Annotated in this window: 16 protein-coding genes; 14 read left to right on the top strand and 2 right to left on the bottom strand. The window is 71.9% G+C overall.

Annotation, left to right across the window (positions count from 1 at the left end):
- Positions 1-138: 138 nt before the first annotated feature.
- Positions 139-1,122, bottom strand: coding sequence for a LysR family transcriptional regulator (locus ABZS54_RS00315; RefSeq protein WP_355528817.1), 984 nt, complete (start codon positions 1,120-1,122; stop codon positions 139-141).
- A 229-nt stretch (positions 1,123-1,351) separates the two neighbouring features.
- Here ABZS54_RS00315 and snpA point away from each other — a divergent pair, with 229 nt between their 5' ends.
- The 4 genes from snpA to thpR all read left to right on the top strand — a co-directional run bounded on the left by snpA (position 1,352) and on the right by thpR (position 4,266).
- Positions 1,352-2,023 (top strand): snapalysin, encoded by a 672-nt coding sequence (snpA, locus tag ABZS54_RS00310; RefSeq protein WP_355528814.1) that lies wholly within the window; start codon positions 1,352-1,354, stop codon positions 2,021-2,023.
- Between the two features lie 440 nt (positions 2,024-2,463).
- Positions 2,464-2,886 (top strand): NTP pyrophosphohydrolase, encoded by a 423-nt coding sequence (locus ABZS54_RS00305; RefSeq protein WP_355528811.1) that lies wholly within the window; start codon positions 2,464-2,466, stop codon positions 2,884-2,886.
- A 132-nt stretch (positions 2,887-3,018) separates the two neighbouring features.
- Positions 3,019-3,474 carry a hypothetical protein gene (locus ABZS54_RS00300; RefSeq protein WP_355528809.1) on the top strand — a complete coding sequence of 152 codons (456 nt, stop codon included), beginning with the start codon at positions 3,019-3,021 and terminating at the stop codon, positions 3,472-3,474.
- A gap of 204 nt (positions 3,475-3,678) precedes the next feature.
- Positions 3,679-4,266, top strand: a complete 588-nt coding sequence (gene thpR, locus ABZS54_RS00295) for an RNA 2',3'-cyclic phosphodiesterase (RefSeq protein WP_355528806.1) — start codon at positions 3,679-3,681, stop codon at positions 4,264-4,266.
- 185 nt (positions 4,267-4,451) lie between these two features.
- Here thpR and ABZS54_RS00290 read toward each other — a convergent pair whose 3' ends face one another.
- Positions 4,452-6,671: an NADP-dependent isocitrate dehydrogenase gene (locus ABZS54_RS00290; protein ID WP_355528803.1), complete on the bottom strand. Its 2,220-nt coding sequence runs from the start codon at positions 6,669-6,671 to the stop codon at positions 4,452-4,454.
- Between the two features lie 440 nt (positions 6,672-7,111).
- Here ABZS54_RS00290 and ABZS54_RS00285 point away from each other — a divergent pair, with 440 nt between their 5' ends.
- From ABZS54_RS00285 to ABZS54_RS00240, 10 genes are all read left to right on the top strand, one after another.
- Entirely contained in the window at positions 7,112-7,774 is a 663-nt protein-coding gene (locus tag ABZS54_RS00285; RefSeq protein ID WP_355528800.1) for a GNAT family protein, read from the top strand.
- A gap of 12 nt (positions 7,775-7,786) precedes the next feature.
- Positions 7,787-9,073, top strand: coding sequence for a SidA/IucD/PvdA family monooxygenase (locus ABZS54_RS00280; protein WP_355528797.1), 1,287 nt, complete (start codon positions 7,787-7,789; stop codon positions 9,071-9,073).
- Positions 9,074-9,134: 61 nt separating this feature from the next.
- Entirely contained in the window at positions 9,135-9,521 is a 387-nt protein-coding gene (locus ABZS54_RS00275) for a cupin domain-containing protein (protein WP_355528794.1), read from the top strand.
- Positions 9,512-10,654 carry an FAD-dependent oxidoreductase gene (locus ABZS54_RS00270; RefSeq protein ID WP_355528791.1) on the top strand — a complete coding sequence of 381 codons (1,143 nt, stop codon included), beginning with the start codon at positions 9,512-9,514 and terminating at the stop codon, positions 10,652-10,654. Before ABZS54_RS00275 ends, ABZS54_RS00270 begins: the two co-directional genes overlap by 10 nt.
- Positions 10,651-11,943, top strand: coding sequence for an ATP-grasp domain-containing protein (locus tag ABZS54_RS00265; protein WP_355528788.1), 1,293 nt, complete (start codon positions 10,651-10,653; stop codon positions 11,941-11,943). The genes ABZS54_RS00270 and ABZS54_RS00265 overlap by 4 nt, the downstream gene beginning before the upstream one ends.
- Positions 11,944-11,966: 23 nt before the next feature.
- On the top strand, positions 11,967-13,565 hold the full coding sequence (locus ABZS54_RS00260; RefSeq protein WP_355528785.1) for a class I tRNA ligase family protein: 1,599 nt from the start codon (positions 11,967-11,969) through the stop codon (positions 13,563-13,565).
- Complete coding sequence (locus ABZS54_RS00255) at positions 13,562-14,800, top strand: MFS transporter (RefSeq protein WP_355528782.1); 1,239 nt, start codon at positions 13,562-13,564, stop codon at positions 14,798-14,800. Before ABZS54_RS00260 ends, ABZS54_RS00255 begins: the two co-directional genes overlap by 4 nt.
- A complete protein-coding gene (locus ABZS54_RS00250; protein WP_355528779.1) occupies positions 14,797-16,005 on the top strand; it encodes an alanine racemase in 1,209 nt (402 codons plus the stop codon). Before ABZS54_RS00255 ends, ABZS54_RS00250 begins: the two co-directional genes overlap by 4 nt.
- 35 nt (positions 16,006-16,040) lie before the next feature.
- Positions 16,041-17,357, top strand: a complete 1,317-nt coding sequence (locus ABZS54_RS00245) for a cytochrome P450 (protein WP_355528776.1) — start codon at positions 16,041-16,043, stop codon at positions 17,355-17,357.
- The gene (locus ABZS54_RS00240) at positions 17,354-18,010 is read left to right on the top strand and encodes a TetR/AcrR family transcriptional regulator (protein ID WP_355528774.1); all 657 of its coding nucleotides are present in this window, start codon (positions 17,354-17,356) and stop codon (positions 18,008-18,010) included. The genes ABZS54_RS00245 and ABZS54_RS00240 overlap by 4 nt, the downstream gene beginning before the upstream one ends.
- Positions 18,011-18,067 lie beyond the last annotated feature (57 nt).

Here is an 18,067-nt window from a genome sequence, read left to right as displayed (position 1 = left end):
GAACCGGCTCACAGTGTGGTCGAACCGGCAGGTCCGGCCATCATTTCACCCATGCCCGGAGAGCCCGGACCGGTACCGTTCCGGCCGCCCGCGTCGGACCGGGCGAGGGCGGGTCGGCCGGCCGCGCGGCCCGACGGCTCAGGGCCGGCTACGGTTCTGGCCGTCGTAGCGCAGGATCGGGCTGTCCTCGCGCAGCAGCCGCTGCCGGTAGGCGACCGCGAGCCAGGCGGCCTCGCGGTAGGCGGCCTCCAACTCGTGGTAGACGGTGTCGATCAGGGCCGGCGCGGGACCGTTCTCGGTTCGAAATGCCAGGAACAACCGGACCGAGAGTGGGTCGCCGGCCAATGGCCGGACCGCCATGTCCGGTCGCGGGCGCGAGGTGGGTTGGCACGGCGTGACCACCTCGCCGATCGCGACCAGGGACGCGGCGGTGAGGTAATCGCCGTGCAGGATGCGGGGGTTGATGCCGGCATCGGACAACACCTCGCGCAGCCCCTCCCATTCGCCGTCCACGCTCGGGTCCACCATCCACTGATCGTCGGCCAGATCGGCGAGCTTGACCTCGGACTCGGCCGCGGCCGAATGATCCGGCGACATCGCGATGAACTGCGGCTCGCGCTCTACCAGTACGCGACGCCGGACCCCCTCCGGCACGCGCAGCGGGAAGCCCTCGACCTCGTGCACGAACGCGACGTCGAGCTGGCCGGCGGCGACCATCCCGAGCAGCGTGCTCGCCGATACGTCCACCCGCAAGTACGTGTCGGTGGTGGGCAGTCGCAGCCGCAGCCGGCGCAGCCAGTCGGCGATCACCCGATTCGCGGTGCCGCCGATGCGCAGGTGTGGCCCGGCGGTTCGGACTGCCTCGGCCTGGGTGTCGATGACCAGCGCGCTCATCTCGGCCATGATGGGGCGGGCCCGGTGCAGCATCGTGAGGCCGAGTGGAGTGGGTCGGCTGCCGGTCCGGTCACGCACGAACAAGGGCGCGCCCAGGGCGTTTTCGATTCTTCTGAGCTGCGCGGTCAAGGACGGCTGGGTCATGCCGAGCAACCGGGCCGCAGCGTGCAGGCTGCCGGTGTCGCCGATGGCACACAGTGCGCGGAGGTGCCTCACCTCTAGCTCCATGATGCGGAGGATAGGACGCACCAACGCGGTCGGACCAGACACCGGCGGGCGCGGGATCCCGGGGTAGGGCGTGAATCTTGCGTAACACGATGCGTGAATGTGCGGTGACGGTGCGGGAACGGGCGGTGATACGACGGTGCTATCGCCGGTTGTCATCATCCGGGCCGGACCGGGCTCCCGTGAGACTCGTTGCGCACCGAACAGGTCTTCGGCACCCAAGGAGCTCCCGATGTCCCCAGTGCGTCCCCGGAACCCCCGTAAGACCGTGATCACCGCAATCCTCGGCCTCGGCCTCGCGGCCGGACTGGTCGCCGCGCCTTCGGCGGCGGCCGGCAACGACGGAGTAGCGGCTCCCCTCCGCGCCTCCGCGCAGTATTCCGGTCAGGAAAGCCAGGCGCAGAACCAGGCGTTCTTCGATGCCGTACTGAAGTCCGTGGCAGGCAAGCGCGCCGCGGCGGGGAACTCGGCGGCGGTGGTCACCGTCACGTACAGCGCCGCCAGTGCACCCACCTTCCGTACCCAGATCGCTCGTTCCGCGCAGATCTGGAACAGCTCGGTCACCAACGTTCGCCTCCAGGAAGGCAGCAACCCCGACTTTCGGTACTACGAGGGCAACGACTCGCGGGGTTCGTACGCGAGCACGAACGGCCACGGCAGTGGCTATATCTTCCTCGACTACCGACAGAACCAGCAGTACAACTCGACCCGGGTCACCGCCCACGAGACCGGACATGTGCTCGGTCTGCCGGACCACTACTCGGGTCCGTGCAGCGAACTGATGTCCGGCGGCGGCCCCGGCCCGTCCTGCACCAACCCGAACCCGAACGCGACGGAACGCGCACGGGTGAACCAGCTCTGGCGCAACGGCCTCGCGGCACTTGGCGCTTCCGTGGCCTCCTGATCCGATCCGGCGACGCGCACCCGGATGCTCCGGGCTCCCCTGTGGGTCGCCTCGTCCCCTGATCCGGCACCCGGCCATCGCCCCCCGCGGTGGCCGGGTGCCGTTCCATGGCTGGGCCGCGGGGGGAATCGGCCGGCCGTTGGGCGCGTCTGGCCCTGGCGTCGGCTTTTGTCCTCAGGCGCCGGACGGGCTGGGTTGGGTGTGGGGAGCCGGTGGGTTTGCCGGGACTGTTGCGGTTTGTCCTCAGGTGCCGGGCGGGCTGGGTTGTCGGGTGGAGTTGCACGTGCGCCGATGCCCCCGCTCGCGTCTGCCCGCCGTTGCGCCCGCGTGCCCGCCTACGCCGCGCCCGCCGTTGCGCCCGCACTGCCGTCGTCGCGTTCGCCACGTCGCCGTTGCTGCCGTGGCTGTCGGGTGTGGTGGTTGGGCGGGAGGATGGGGGAATGGTTGGGGATGGTGGGGTGCCGGTTGTGGTGGTGGATGCGGCGAATGTGGTCGGGTCGGTGCCGGATGGGTGGTGGAAGGATCGGCGCGGGGCCACCGAGCGGTTGCGGGATGTTTTGGTCGGGATGGCGTCGGCCGGGCTGCCGGGTGGGGCGAGTGTGCCGGAGTGGGCGCGGCATGGGCCGTTGCACATCGTCCTGGTGGTCGAGGGAGCGGCCGGCGGAGTCGCCGAGGTGCCCGGGGTGCGGGTCGTGCGGGCCCCGGGCAGCGGCGACGACCGGATGGTCGAGCTCGTCGCGGCCGAGCGCGCGAGCGCGCCCGCGCGTCGCTGCCTCGTGGTGACCGCCGACCGCGGGCTGCGGGATCGGGTGCGTGCGCACGGCGCCGAGGTGACGGGTCCTCGGGCGGTGCGTCCGGGCTGATTCGGGCTCACCCCGGATGGCGGATATCGTGAGGTACGGCGGCCCGCCCACGTGGGGCCGACATCCCGAGGTCCCGTCCGCGCCGCCGGTCGTACCCGACACCCCGCCCCGTGGGCAATCGCCGGAGGAAGCATGACCACCAACCGAGTCCGCAAGGGCGTGATCCGAGGCCGGATGGCCGCCTCCGGCGAGTCGTACGTCGTCGCCGCCCGCCGGATGACCGTCCCGCGCGGGTCCAAGGCCCCCGACGCCCGGACCGCCGCAGCGCTGGCCACCCGCTACTGGGAACCCGCCGAGAGTCCGGACCTGCCCTGCCCGTGCGGCGGCACCTGCGCTCCTGGCGAGCGCTGCACCCGCTGCCACGCGACCTACCGGCACGCCGCCCGGACCCCCGGCAGCGACACCGACGTCGAGGTATGGCAGGACCGGTACGACTGCACCGGCTGCGCGAACAGCTACTCCTTCACCGTGACCCTCCCGGACCGCCCCTGGGGCGCCGCGCAGACCGTCCCGCGACGCGGCGGCCAGGAGCCGATCGTGCGGATCAAGCCGTTCGAGGGCATCGGCCACCCGAACCTCTCCGCCTGACGCCACGGGCCCCCCGCGCGAGGGGCAGCGCCGGTTGTTCGGTATGCGCTGGAGTCGGAAGCGTTGGCGGGACACGCGAGCGCTGTTCGGGACGGGGTGGAACGGCTCGCGTCGACCGCAGGCAACCCGGGCTCCGGTGGGCGCGCAGCGGTGGTCGGTGGGCCGGTGCGCGCCGGGCGGCGGCGATGGGGTACGAAATCACCTGTGAACGACGATGCCCCGACCCCGCCCCGGACCGTACGACTGTTCGTGGCGCTGGCCCCGCCGGACGACGCCAAGGACGAATTGGCCCGGGCGCTGCGGCCGGTCCACGCCGCACATCCGCGGCTGCGCTGGAACCGGATCGAGGACTGGCACATCACACTGGCCTTCCTCGGCGAGGTGCCGGTCGACGTGGTCGAGGCGCTGCGCGCACCACTGGCCGAGGTCGCCGCCTCGACCCGGCCCATCGGCCTCGAACTGCGCGGCGCCGGGCAGTTCGACGAGCGGGTGTTGTGGAGCGGCGTGCACGGCGAACCGGACGCGCTGCACACGCTGGCCGACGCGGTGCGCGGCGTGGTCCGAGCGGGCGGCGTCGCGCTGGAGGACCGACCGCTGCGTGCACACCTGACCCTGGCCCGGGCCCGCCGGGACAACCTCGACGGCATCGCGGCCGCCGCCGGCGAACTGGCCGGTTTCGTCGGCCGCCGCTGGTCGGCCCGGCGCCTGCACCTGGTCGGCAGCAACTTGGGCCGCGGCCCCGGCCCGATCCACTACCGCGACGTGGACGCCTGGCCGCTGACCGGCCGCTGAGGCGGTGCCGCCGTACCGCTCGGGCGGCACCGGGGCCGACCCGAGGGCGCGGTCCGACGCCATCGCCGGCGGCCGTCGGCACGCATCGGCGGGACGTCGACGCCGCCCGGTCGGTTCCTCTACGATCGCGCTGTGATCGAACCGCCCCGGCCGGGCGTGTTGCCGGCCGGGGCGGTTCGAAGGGGTCAGCTCAGCGAGGCCAGCGCCTCGTTGAAGGCGGCCGACGGGCGCATCACGGCCGACGCCTTGGCCGGGTCGGGGCGGTAGTAGCCGCCGATGTCGGCGGGCGAGCCCTGTACCGCGATCAGTTCGGCGACGATCGTCTCCTCCTGCTCGGACAACGTCCGGGCCAGGCCCGCGAACGCCTCGGCCAGCGCGGCGTCCTCGGTCTGCGCGGCCAGCTCCCGGGCCCAGTACAGCGCCAGGTAGAAGTGGCTGCCCCGGTTGTCGATGCCACCGAGCCGACGGCTGGGCGACTTGTCGTTGTCCAGGAAGGTGCCGGTGGCGCGGTCGAGCGTGTCGGCCAGCACCTGGGCGCGGGCGTTGCCGACGGACTGCGCGAGGTGCTCGAAGCTGACCGCGAGCGCGAGGAACTCGCCCAGGCTGTCCCAGCGCAGGTAGTTCTCCTTGACCAACTGCTGCACGTGCTTGGGCGCCGAGCCGCCGGCGCCGGTCTCGAACAGGCCGCCGCCGTCCATCAGCGGGACGACCGAAAGCATCTTCGCGCTCGTGCCCAGCTCCAGGATCGGGAACAGGTCGGTGAGGTAGTCGCGCAGCACGTTGCCGGTCACCGAGATGGTGTCCTCGCCGCGACGGATGCGCTCGAGCGAGAACGCGGTCGCCTCGACCGGCGACATGATCTCGATCCGCAGACCCTCGGTGTCGTGCTCGGGCAGGTACTCCTTGACCTTCGCGATCAGGTTCGCGTCGTGCGCGCGGCCCTCGTCCAGCCAGAACACCGCCGGGCTGCCGGTCGCGCGGGCGCGGCCGACGGCCAGCTTGACCCAGTCCTTGATCGGCAGGTCCTTGGTCTGGCACATCCGGAAGATGTCACCCGCGCCGACGACCTGCTCCAGGACCACGGTGCCCGCGCCGTCGACGACGCGCACGGTGCCGGTGGTCGCGATCTCGAAGGTCTTGTCGTGGCTGCCGTACTCCTCGGCCTTCTGCGCCATCAGACCGACGTTGGGCACCGAGCCCATCGTGGCCGGGTCGTACGCGCCGTTCGCCCGGCAGTCGTCGATGACGACCTGGTAGACGCCCGCGTAGCTGCTGTCCGGCAGCACGGCCAGGGTGTCGGCCTCCTTGCCGTCCGGGCCCCACATGTGGCCGGAGGTACGGATCATGGCCGGCATCGAGGCGTCCACGATGACGTCGCTGGGCACGTGCAGGTTGGTGATGCCCCGGTCGGAGTCGACCATCGCCAGGGCCGGCCCGGCGGCCAGCTCGGCGTCGAAGGACTCCTTGATCTTGGCGCCCTCGGGCAGCGACTCCAGGCCCTTGAGGATCGCACCGAGACCGTCGTTGGGGCTCAGGCCGGCCGCCGCGAGTGCCGCGCCGTGCTCGGCGAAGGTCTGCGGGAAGAAGGCGCGGACCGCGTGGCCGAAGATGATCGGGTCGGAGACCTTCATCATGGTGGCCTTCAGGTGCACCGACAGCAGCACGCCCTCCGCCTTGGCCCGGGTCACCTGCGCGGCGAGGAACTCGCGCAGCGGCGCCGCGCGCATCACCGAGGCGTCCACGACCTCGCCCGCGAGCACGGGTACCGACTCGCGCAGCACGGTGGTGCTGCCGTCGTCGCCCACCAGCTCGATGCGCAGCGAGCCGGCCTCGGCGATCACCGCGGACTTCTCGGTGGAGCGGAAGTCGTCGGCGGTCATGTGCGCGACGTTGGTCTTCGAGTCGGCGGTCCAGGCGCCCATGCGGTGCGGGTGCGCCCGTACGTAGTTCTTGACCGACGCGGGGGCGCGGCGGTCCGAGTTGCCTTCGCGAAGGACCGGGTTGACCGCGCTGCCCAGAGTTTTGCCGTAACGCGCCCGGACGTCCTTGTCCTCGTCGGTCTTCGGGTCGTCCGGGTAGTCCGGCAGCGCGAAGCCCTGCTCCTGGAGCTCGGCGATGGCCGCCTTGAGCTGCGGGATCGAGGCCGAGATGTTCGGCAGCTTGATGATGTTGGCCTCGGGCGTCTTGGCCAGCTCACCGAGCTCGGCGAGCGCGTCCTCGATGCGCTGGTCCGCCTTCAGGTGCTCCGGGAAGTGCGCGATGATCCGCCCGGCCAGGGAGATGTCACGGGTCTCCACCTTGACCCCGGCCGTCGCCGCGTACGCCTGGACCACGGGCAGGAACGAATACGTCGCCAGGGCCGGGGCCTCGTCGGTGTGCGTATAGATGATGGTCGGGTCAGTCACAGGATGCTCCGCTCCATGTCCGCAACATTGCTCGACATCAAGATATCTTGCGGCGGATCCCTGCGTGTCGCGGCCCCGGGCCGGGAGACTCGGCGAGCCGGCCCGCCCGGGATCGCCGCGCCACGCGGTTCGCGCGTCGGCGGGGGATCACCTCGGCGGGGTCGCGTCGGGCCGGTTCGGACCGGCCCGGACGCGCGGCTTGGGGCCCGGATGCAGAGTCGGCCGGTCGTCGCCGTGGTCGAGCCGACACGAACACCGCGCAGGCAAAGCCCTGTTCATCGAAAGTAAATAAACACCCCATGCCGCCGCGCCGCCGCCGGAGCGGTCGGCCGGCAGCATTGACGACCCCTCCAGGCCTCCGCTAGAAACATGAACATGACGCGCGTTCATGTATTGGGCCCGCGTTACCAGTCCCCGCTGCCCAGCGAAGGAACCCCTGTATGCCCAGCGCACCTGTCGATGCCCCGTGGGGGCCGATGACCTGGCCCGTGCCACCGGGCTCCGAACTCGTCGGGAGCCACATCCGACTGGTCCCCGCCGCGCCCGAGGAGCATGCCGCCGGGCTGTTCCGCGCGCTGGACACAGCCGAGGTCTGGACGCACTTCGGCGCGCCTCGACCATCAAGCGCCGACGAGGCCGAGGCCGGTCTGCGCCTGATGAACGCCGACCCCGCGCGCGAACTGTGGATCGTCGTGGCCCACGGCTCCCGGCTGGGCGTTCCGCCCGGAACCGTCCTCGGCATGACGTCCTACCAGGACGTGTCCGTGCGTGATGCCCGGCTGGAGATCGGCGCTACCGCCTACAGTCCCGACGTCTGGGGCGGCGCCGTCAACCCGGAGGCGAAACTGTTGCTGCTGCGCCATGCCTTCGAGGAATTGGGCTGCGCACGCGTGCAGTTCCGGACCGATGTACGCAACGAGCGGTCCCGTCGGGCGATCGTCGGGATCGGCGCCGACTACGAGGGAATCCTGCGCTGCTATGAGCGCCGGCTCGACGGGACCATGCGGGACTCCGTCGTGTATGCCGTTTGCGCCGCACAGTGGCCCGGAGTTCGCGAGCTCCTGCAAAAGCGCCTCGAAGCCTTCTCCGGCACCGCGGATTGACGGAGCCGCGCCATGGGGGAGGAACGAGCGCTCGATTTCGTCGCCATCGGGGCAGGTCCCGCCAACCTGAGTCTTGCCGCGCTGGCCAAACCGCATCAGGACTTGGACTTCCGGGTCTTGGAACGCCACGCGCGTGTGCAGTGGCACCCGGGGTTGATGGTTGCCGGAGCTGCCCTGCAGGTGGATCCGATCAAGGACCTGGTCCGCCTGGTGGACCCGACCAGTCCCTACTCCTTCACCGCGTTTCTGCGGGACACCGGCCGCCTGCACCGGGCGCTGACCGCACACCGCTCGGGGGTCAGCCGCCAGGAGTTCGCGCAGTACTACCGGTGGGCCGCGAGCCAGTGGGCGGAGGTGGAGCTGGACCGCGAGGTCCACGCCGTGGAACTGGGCGACGACGGGGACTTCCGCGTGCACACACGCTCGGAGGCGTTTACCGCGCGGAACGTGGTGCTCGGCGTCGGGCGGGCACCGAACATCCCGGAGCAGGCCCGTGGGCTGCTCGGCCCGCGGGTGTTCCACGCGTCCGAGTACCTGCGGCGCCGCGACCGCCTGCCTCAGGCCCGCGTGTTGGTGGTCGGCGGCGGCCAGAGCGCCGCGGAGGTGGTGCTCGACCTGCTCCAGGCGCAGAACCGGCCCGCCGCACTGACCTGGGCGACGGGGCGCTCCGGCCTGTTGCCACTCGACGACTCGCCGTTCGCCAACGAGTGGTACAACCCCAGCTACGCCCAGCACTTCAATACCCTGGGCGCGGACCAGCGGCAGCGGCTGCTGAGCGAACAGACGCTGTCCAGCGACGGCGTCAGCACGGGACTGCTGCAGCAGATCTACGTGCGCCTGTACGAGTTGGACTACCTCCTCGACTCCGGCAACCGGCTGCGGCACCGTGTCCTGCCCGGACACCGCTTGGCCGCTCTCGCGTCGGACGGCCCCGCGCTGAAGGCCCGCATGACCAACCCGGCGGCGCACCCCGACCACGAGCCGCTGCTGACGGTGCAGGTCGACGCCGTGGTACTGGCCACCGGATACACCGACACGGTGCCGGCGCTGCTGGATCCCTTGGCCGGTCGGATCGCGCTGCGCGAGGGTCGTCCCGATGTCCAGCCGGACTACCGGCTGGCGTGGGACGGTCCGCCGGGGCGCGGCATCTACGTGCAGAACGCCGCCCGTCCCACGCACGGCGTGGCCGACCCGAACCTGGCGCTCAACGCCTGGCGCAGCGCGACGATCCTCAACAGCCTCGGCGGTGGCAAGCGATACGACCTCTCGCTGCCCGACACCACCATCGCCCTGCACTGACCCGCACCCGGGCCACCGGCCCACGTGCGCGACCGTGTCACAGAAAGCAGGTACCACCGTCGTGACCGCTTCCATCACCACTCCGTCGAGCGACACCACCGAGCCGCCGGACGCCGCGGTCGGCGGCATCTTGACCGGAGCACTGCTGATCGAGAACTACGAGGGCAAGTCCGCTGTCCAGCACCTGCTGCCGAGCATCGCCGACGGGAAGTCCGTCGCGCCGGTGCAGGCTTCGTGGTGGTGCGTCACCGCGGGGGAGACGTCCTTCCCCGACCAGCACGAGGCCCAGGAGCTGTGGCTGATCGCCGCCGGCTCCGGCGTCATGACGCTGGGTGAGCGCGAACTACCGGTGCAGCGCGGGCAGATCGTCTACATCCCGAGGCAGGTCCCCCACCGCGTGACCGCCGACGCCGAGGGGACGCTGGAGGCCTACTCGATATGGTGGTGACCTCCGCGCGCACCCGCTCCGTATCCGGCCCGCCGTCCGCTCGGGTTGCCGATCTCGTCGTCGTCGGAGGCGGAGCCCTCGGTATCGCCGCCGCCCTGCACGCGCGGCGCTCGCGCCCGGACTGGCGCGTCGCACTGCTCGACCAGGCCGCTCCGGGAGCGGGTGCCACCGGCCGCTCCCTAGCGGTGGTCGCCCCGACCGGCGAGAACGCCGCGATCCGGAGCCTGGTGGCCCGCAGCATCGAGCTTTACCGGTCCACCGGGCTGCGCGCGGTCGTGCGGCGGCGCGCCGCCCTGGTCGTCGTGCCGGAGCAGGCCGAACCGCTGCTGCGGCAGCAGACCACCAGCCCCGTCCGGCGTGCCCGCACGTCGGACCTCCAAGGGCTGCACGCGTGCTTTCCCGACCTCCATGTGCGGTCCGGTGAAGCCGTGTTCGCGGTCGACGAAGATTTCCTCCAAGTCGACACGCAGGCACTCGCAGACCTTCCCGCCGCAGCCGGAGTCGCGGTGGCGTGCGGCGCGCGGGTCGACGCCTGCCGGGAAGCGGACGGGCGGTGGGAGCTGCTGACGGCCGAAGAGGTGCGCTGGCACAGCCCTCGACTGGTGTTTGCGGTCGGTCCCTGGCAGCCGCCGCTCATCACGACGGCCGACGGTGTGTGGAATCCGCCGCGGGCGAGGGTCAAGCGGGTCGCCGCGCTCCACGTCACCGGGCACATCGGAAGGCCGAACGATCCACTGGTCGCCTTCCCCGCCGACAACCTGCTGCTGGTGCCCGGAGGAGACGGGCTGCGCGTCAGCTTCCTCAACCCGTACTGGCGTTCGCAGCCGATCCCGGCCGGCCCCGTCGAGGCGCCCGCCTTCACCGCGGACGACTTGGCCGCGGGCCGCGACGCGCTGGCCCTCCGTGCCCCGCGCCTTGCCGAACAAGCAGACGGTGGGCAGGTGTTCTGGGACTCCTACCCGGTCGACTCCCCCTCGTCGATCGGGCCCGCCTCGCTGAGCTGGCTCAACGGCGGCGCGGGACGCGGGGTGCGGCTGGCCCCGGCCCTCGCGGAGACGGCTCTCGCCCGGCTCGCCGGCACCGACGCGTTGCCTGTCCGTCCCTGTCCCCGGCCGAACCGGAGCGCCTCGTGACCACCCACTCCCCCGCCGCGCGTCCCGGGCCGCGCCACTTGCTCGTCATCGGCGGCATCGGTCTGGGCGACCCCGGCCGCTGCCTGCTGCGCTCCTTCCTCACCCAGGCCGAGCAGCGTGACTGCCGCATCCACATGACCGACCAGAAGATGTTCGTCGATCTCGCCCCCGACGACGTCACGCGCCGGTTCGCGTCCCTGCATGTGCTGGACTTCACCGACACCGCGCACTGCGTGGAATGGGCCGTGCAGCAGCACCGCACCGGCCTCGGCTTCGACATGGTCGTCACCGCGCGCGACGACGCCCAACGCACCACGGCCGCGATAGCCCAGGCCCTCGGGCTCCCCTACAACAGCCTGGCCGCCATCGAGACCACCCAGAACAAGGACAGGTGCCGTGCCGTCCTGGCCGAAGCGGGTCTGCGGCAGCCCGCCTGGCGGCTGTGCCGAGACCTCGACGAGGCGCTCGCGTTCGCTGCCGAAGCCGCCGGACCGTGGGTGGTCAAGCCGCGCGACGGTACCGGCAGCCGGGCGGTCCGGCGCGTCGACGATCCCGCCGAACTCGCGGACGCCGTCCGTCTGCTCGATCCGGGCGACCGGCCCTTCCTCATCGAAGAACTGGTCCACGGGCCGGAGTACAGCGCCGAGGGCCTGTTCCTGCACGGGCAGCCGGTCGTCGTCGCGCTCACCGCGAAGACCACGACCGAGCCGCCGCTGTTCGTGGAGGTCGGCCACGTCATGCCCGCGCCGCTGCCCGAGGACGTGACCGCGCGCGCCAAGGCGGCAGTGGAGCAGGCGGTCCGGGCGGTGGGACTCTCCTTCGGGCTCTTCCACGCCGAGTTCTGGCTCACCGAGAAGGGCCCCGTCCTCGGCGAACTGCACTGTCGCCCGGGAGGCGACTACATCAGCATGCTGCTGGAAGCCACCCACCCGCGGTTCCGGTACTTCGGCGCCCTGTTCGACGCGTTCGGCGACCCCGCCTTCGTCCCGGACCTGACCGCCGACGGAGGGGCCGCCGTCGCCTTCCTCACCGCGCCGGCCGGCACCGTCACCGAACTGACCGGCTGGGAACAGGCCCACGTCGGCGAAGGACTGCTCCACGCCCACCTCGCGCCTTCGCCGGGCGACCGGGTCTCGCAGCTGCGCAGCTCGATGGACCGTTGCGGCGCCATCGTGGTCCGCGCCGCCACCCCCGACCAGGCCCGGGCGGATGCCGCCGCACGCGCCCGCCTCGTCCGGATCACGACCACCGCCGAGGCTCCCGCCGACGCGCCCGTCCCTGTCCGCTGACGTCACGTCATCAGAAGGCCATCATGCGACTGCCTGACCACCTGCCGAATCCTTCGGGAAAGTCCTTCCTGATCTCCGCCGGCTACCACACCCCGAACGGCCCCCTCCACCTGGGCCACCTCGGCGGCCCGTTCCTCCACGGCAACGTTTTGGCCCGCCACCTGGAAAGCCTCGGCGCGTCCGTCGCGCAGATCACCGGCACCGACGCCCACGAGTCCTACGTGCTGCTCAGCGCCGTCCTCGCCGGCGTCGAGCCGCGGGCGGTCTCCGAGCCGAACCACGCGTCGGCGTCGGACGCGCTGAACGGCTTCGGCATGCACCAGGACGTGTTCGTCGACACCGGCGCCCCCGACCTCGCCGACCAATACGCGCGGTACAGCCACGAACTGGTGCGGCTGCTTCGCTCCCGCGGCCGGACCGAGATCCGTCCCGTCGCCATGTCGCGTTCGATGGCCGGCGGCCGAGTCGTGGTCGGCCCCTTCGCGGTGGGAACCTGCCCCGACTGCGGTGCGGAGGCAGCCGGGACCTGCTGCGAGCAATGCGGCGTTTGGTTCGGCCCGGAACTGCTGCGCGATGTCCGGCCCCGACTGGACTCCGACGAGCCGACGGAGCCGGTGCGCGTCCCCACCGTCTATCTGCGCCTGTCGCGCGACTTCGGCACCGCGTACCTGGCCCGGCGCTTCCCGCCCCGATACCTGCGGTTGGTCGACGCCTACCTCAAGCTCAACGGACCCTGGGTGCCGCTTTCCCACCCGCTCGGCTGGGGGGTGCCCTGGCAGGACGTCCCCGGGCTGCTGCCCGGCACCGTCCACACCAGCTACGCGGTGGGCACCTACGCCTCCAACCGGATCCTCAAGGACCTGTACTGCCAGGCCGGCGGCCTGCCCGACCCGTTCGCGCGCGACTCGGCCACCACCACGGTCCTCGCCTCGGGGCTCGACGCGGTCCTCCCGTGCATGCTGTTGGCCGGCCTCACCGATCCCGAACTCGACTGGCAGCCCTACCGGCACCACCTGATCAACGAGTTCATGCTGCTGGACGGGGCCAAGTTCTCCACCACCCGAGGCCACGCCATCACCGCGCAGCAGTACCTCGATACGGGGCTGCCCACCGACCTGTTCCGGCTCCACGCCGCGCTGATCACCACCCCCGGACACGAGGCCGACTTCCGCATCGACGCGTTCACCGGCTTCGCCCGCGCCGTCGTCAACGAGCGCCTGGCGCCGCTCACCCGCCACACGCTCGCGCGGGCGGCCGACCATTCGGGCGAGTTCGACCACCACATGGCCCACCAGGCGGACGCCGCAGTCCGCGCCACAGTGACGGCGCTGTCCGTGGCGGACTGCGACCTCGGCGCCGCCGCACACCAGGTTCTGGGCTGGCTCCGGGCCGGCGAGGCCGGCCTCGCCGAGGAGGCCCCGTATCACTGGCTGGCCGTCATGAGCTGGCTCCTGTACCCGTTCGCGCCCGGATGGGCGAGCGACCTGTGGAGGGCGTTGGGCCTGCCGGACAACCCGTGCCTCGATCTCGTCGGCACCCGCAAGGACGTGGCCGCAGGCTCCTTCCGCGGCATGGAGGTTCCCGACGCCGCCATGCCGGCTCTGCGTACCGGCACCCGGTGAAGCCGCGCGGCCCCGGTCTGCTCGTCGTCGGGAACCTGTCCATCACCCTCGCCGCCGGAGCGCGCTACATCCTGTGCTCCTGGATCGTCCTCCAGCGCTCCGGTATCTCCTCGGCGCCGGTGTGGCTGCTCGTCGCCGAGATGTTGCCCGGGCTGCTGTTCACGAGGGTGTTGGGTGCACTGATCGACCGTCACGACCGGCGCCGCGTCGCCCTGGCCGCCGATACGGTCCGGGTCGTGGCACTGGCGGCCGTCGCCGTCCTCAGCGCCGTGCGAGGGCCGTGGGTCGGTGCGCTGGTGGTCTTCGCCGCCGTGATGGGGGCCTGCGACCAGCTCTCCACCCCCGCCCGTACCGCGCTGCTGCGCGCGCTGGTCTCGGACGAGGCTCTGCTCGCGGCCACCACGAGGATCAGCATGTCGACGCAACTGGGCACCCTGTCCGGTGTGGGGCTCGGCGGGCTGGCCGCGGCACGTCTGGCACCGGCAGCGGCGTTCACCGCACTGGCCGGATGTTACGTCTTGTCCGCGGCCGTCCTGATGTGCCTGCGCGGGGCGCGAACAGCCCCGGCCGACAGCACGACCCCCGAGGGCGACCCGGACGGTCCCGGTTCGCAGCCGGCGCGGGCCCAGCTGCGGGCGGCCGGCGGCCTGCGCAGTCCGTTCGTCGTGGTCGTCGTGCTCTCGGCGCTTTTGCGCACCTACAACTCGCTCCTGCCCGCCTTCGCCGACTCCGTGCTGCGGCTGGACTCGCAGCGGTTCGCCGCAGTGGACGCGGCGTTCGCCGTCGGGTCGCTGGCGGCGGGCGCCTTCCTGCTCGGACGGACCGCGAACGCCCCGGTGCAGCGCGCGGCGCACCTCGGGCTCGCGGCCCTGGCCGGGTGCACCGCACTGTTCGCCCTCAGCGGCGGCTTCGCGCAGGCGGCCATCGGTTATGCCGCCATCGGCGCGGGGTTCCAGACGATGACGCTCTACCAGGTCCGTTGCCAGGACCTGGTTCCGCTACATCACTACGGGCGCGTGTTCGCCGCGTTCACCCGCATCGGCACCATCGCGGTGCTGCTGCTCTACGCGCTGGTCAGCGTCGCGCTGACGTGGACCGGCCCGGTCGCGGTCTACCTGCTCCTCGCGGTCGCGCTCGCGGCGCTCGCCGCGGTGCAGGGGCCGGCCGCACCGCTTCCTCCGCCCGCCGCACCCACAGCCGCTGAGGGCACTCAACCCACGGAGCAGACCCGGTGACCCTTTCGACTTCCCCCCGCCCCCGTGCGCTGCAGGCCCTCCTCCACGAGGCGCGCGCCACGTTGGGCGCGCCCCCGTACGGACTGCTCGACCTCGACGCGGTCCGCGCGAACGCCCGCGAGCTCACCCGTCGCGCGCAGAACAAACCGATCCGGATCGCCACCAAGTCGATCCGCTGCCGCGCCGTCCTCGACGAACTGCTCACCACCCCCGGCTACCAAGGGCTGCTCACGCTCACCCTCGCCGAGGCCCTCGACCTCCACGCGCGCGGATACCGTGATCTGGTCGTGGGCTACCCCACGACCGACCAGCGCTCGCTGCGGCGCCTGGCCGACGACGAAGCCGCCTGTGCCGACATAACGCTGATGTTCGACTGCGCCGAGCAGCTCGATTTCACCGACGCGGTACTCCCACCGGAGCGGCGCCCCATGCTGCGCGTCTGCCTGGAACTGGACGCCAGTTGGAAGGCGGGGCCGCTCCACATCGGTGTTCGCCGCTCACCGCTGTTCCGCCCCGACCAGTTCCGGTCTTTCGCCGCCGCCGTCGCCCGCCGCGCCGGCTATACGCTTGCGGGCCTCATGGCGTACGAGGCCCAACTGGCCGGCGTCTACGACGGCGGCCACACCCCGCGGGCCTACGGCGTGCGGTGGATGCAGCGGGCCTCCCGCGAGGAGCTGCGCGCGCGGCGGGCGGCCGCGGTCGCAGCGGCGAAGGAGGTCTTCGAGCCCGAGTTCGTCAACGGCGGCGGCACCGGCAGCATCCCCTACACGGCCGCCGACCCGCAGATCACCGAGATCGCCGCGGGCTCGGGGATCTACGCCCCAGGTTTGTTCAGCCGCTACCGCGACCTGCCGCTGCGCCCGGCGGCGTTCTACGCCTGCCCGGTGGTGCGCCGCCCGGCCCCCGACATCGTCACCGTCGCGGGAGCGGGCTGGGTCGCCTCCGGCGTCCCCGGCCGCGACCGGCTTCCCACCATCGCCCAGCCCACCCGCCTGCACTTCGTCGCCAACGAATACGCAGGCGAGGCACAGACCCCCCTGCAGGGCCCCGACGCGCACACCCTCGCCATTGGTGACCTGGTGCTCTTCCGCCACGCCAAGGCCGGCGAACTGTGCGAGCACATCAACGAGTTCGTGGTCGTGACCGGCGACGCCGGCATGGACCGCTGGCCCACCTACCGCGGCGACGGGCTGGTCCTGCAGTGAGCCCCACCCCGACCGATGCCGATGTGGAGACTTCGATGGCCGCGGCCATGCCGACCACCCTTTTGACGCCCGAACCCGCGATGTCCCCCGCGGACGCGCTGGCCGCCCTGTTCACCCCCGAAGGGCGAGCCGATCCCTACCCCTTCTACCGCGTACTGCGCGCGCACGCCCCGGTCCTGCCCGTCACGGACGACCTCGTACTCGTCACCGGATACGCCGAACTCGAACAGGCGCTGCGCCATCCGGACCTGGAGGTCCACGACGCCGCTTACAACGCGCTCCACCGGCCCGAGATCGCTCATCTGCCGTCCATCGCGCTGTTCGCCGACTCGATGCTCATGGGCCGCTCGCCCGACCACGAGCGGGTCCGCCGCCTGGTCGCACATGCCTTCACCCCGCGGCGCCTGACCGCGCTGGAGGCGTCCATCGAGCGCACCGCCCGCCGGCTGGTCGCGCGGCTCGCCGAAGCATTGGGCGACGGCGGCGACGCCGACGCCATGGCCCACCTCGCGTACCCCCTGCCGATCCATGTCATCGCCGACCTGATCGGCGTGCCCGAACAGGACCGCGAGTGGTTCCGGCCGCAGGTCTCGGCCCTCGGCAAGGTCATGGACCCGCTGCTGACGCCGAACCAGCTCATGGCCGCGGACCAGGCCGCCGAGCGGCTGCTCGACTACTTCGCCGAGCTGGTCGCCGACCGGCGGCGCAGCCCGGGAGACGACCTCACCAGCATGCTGCTGAACGTCCGCGACACCGACGAGCAGCGGCTCAGCGAGCGCGAACTGCTCACCAATCTGGCGCTGTTGTTCGTCGCGGGCTTCGAGACCACCGCAGGTCTGCTCGGCAACGCCCTCGCCCGGGTGCTGACCGGCGGGGAAGGCATGGCCGCCGTGCGGACCGCGGCACAGGCCGAGACCTTCGTCGAAGAGGTCCTGCGGCACGACTCGCCGATCCAGGTCACCGGACGGTGGGCCGTATGCGATACGGAACTTGCGGGTGTCCGGCTTGCTGCGGGCACGAACGCCATGCTCCTCCTCGGAGCGGGGAACCGCGACCCTGGCCGCTTCCCGCAACCGGACCGCTTCCTTCCCTCTCGGGTCACGGGGCGGTCACTGAGCTTCGGGAGAGGCGCCCACTACTGCCTCGGCGCCCCGCTGGCCCGCCGGGAGGCATCCGTCGCCCTGCGCGTCTGCTCCGAGTTGCTGCCGGGACTGCGCGCCGGCGGCGAAGCCACCCGCGGCGACTGGCTCACCCTGCGCAGCTACGCCGAACTGCCGCTCCGGCTGACGACCGGATCGTTTACGCAGGCCGGACGGCGGCTCGTAGAATCGCGTCGGAGGCCAGAACTATGACGCAGAGCAACACACCCGCCGGGCTGCGCAAGAGACCGCAGCAGGCGCGCAGCCGCGCCCGGGTGGAGGCGATCTTCAGCGCCGCCACCGACATCCTCGCCAAGGACGGTGTGGAGGGCCTGACCATGCGCCGCCTGGCCGCCGCGGCCGGGGTCCCCAGCGGTACGCTCTACCAGTTCTTCGAGGACAAACCCGCTGTCCTCGCGGCCGTCGCCCGCCACCACATGGACGCCTTCGCAGCGGCGATGGACGACCTCATCAACCGCGCCGGCCGAGCCCCTTGGCCGGAGCTGATCGACACCCTCTTCGACAACTACGTCCAGCTCTACCGCGACAACCCCGGCTACCTCGCCATCCGCGCCGGCCGCCGGCTCACCCCGGAGCTGCTGCGCGTCGACGACACCAACAACGACCTCGTCGCCGACGGTATCCGCCGGATCCTGATCGCCCAGCACGCCTTGCCGGACACCCCCGACGTGGCGGTCGCCGCCCGCGCGGGCGTCCACGCGGCCGACGCGGTGCTCCAACTTGCCTTTCGCGCCGCACCCGACGGCGACCCCGCGTTGCTGACCCAGGCCAAGCGAGTCGTCAACGCCTACCTGCGCGACTACATGCGCGACCACCTCGCGGGCGATGGTGCGGTGCCCGGGTAGGGGCCGGATGCGGCGGGAGTTCGTACTCGGACGTGAGGTCGCCGCGCGTTCGGCGGG

The organism is Embleya sp. NPDC005575, assembly GCF_040605455.1.
Classification (GTDB): domain Bacteria; phylum Actinomycetota; class Actinomycetes; order Streptomycetales; family Streptomycetaceae; genus Embleya.
This window is presented reverse-complemented; position numbering and strand designations above follow the sequence as displayed.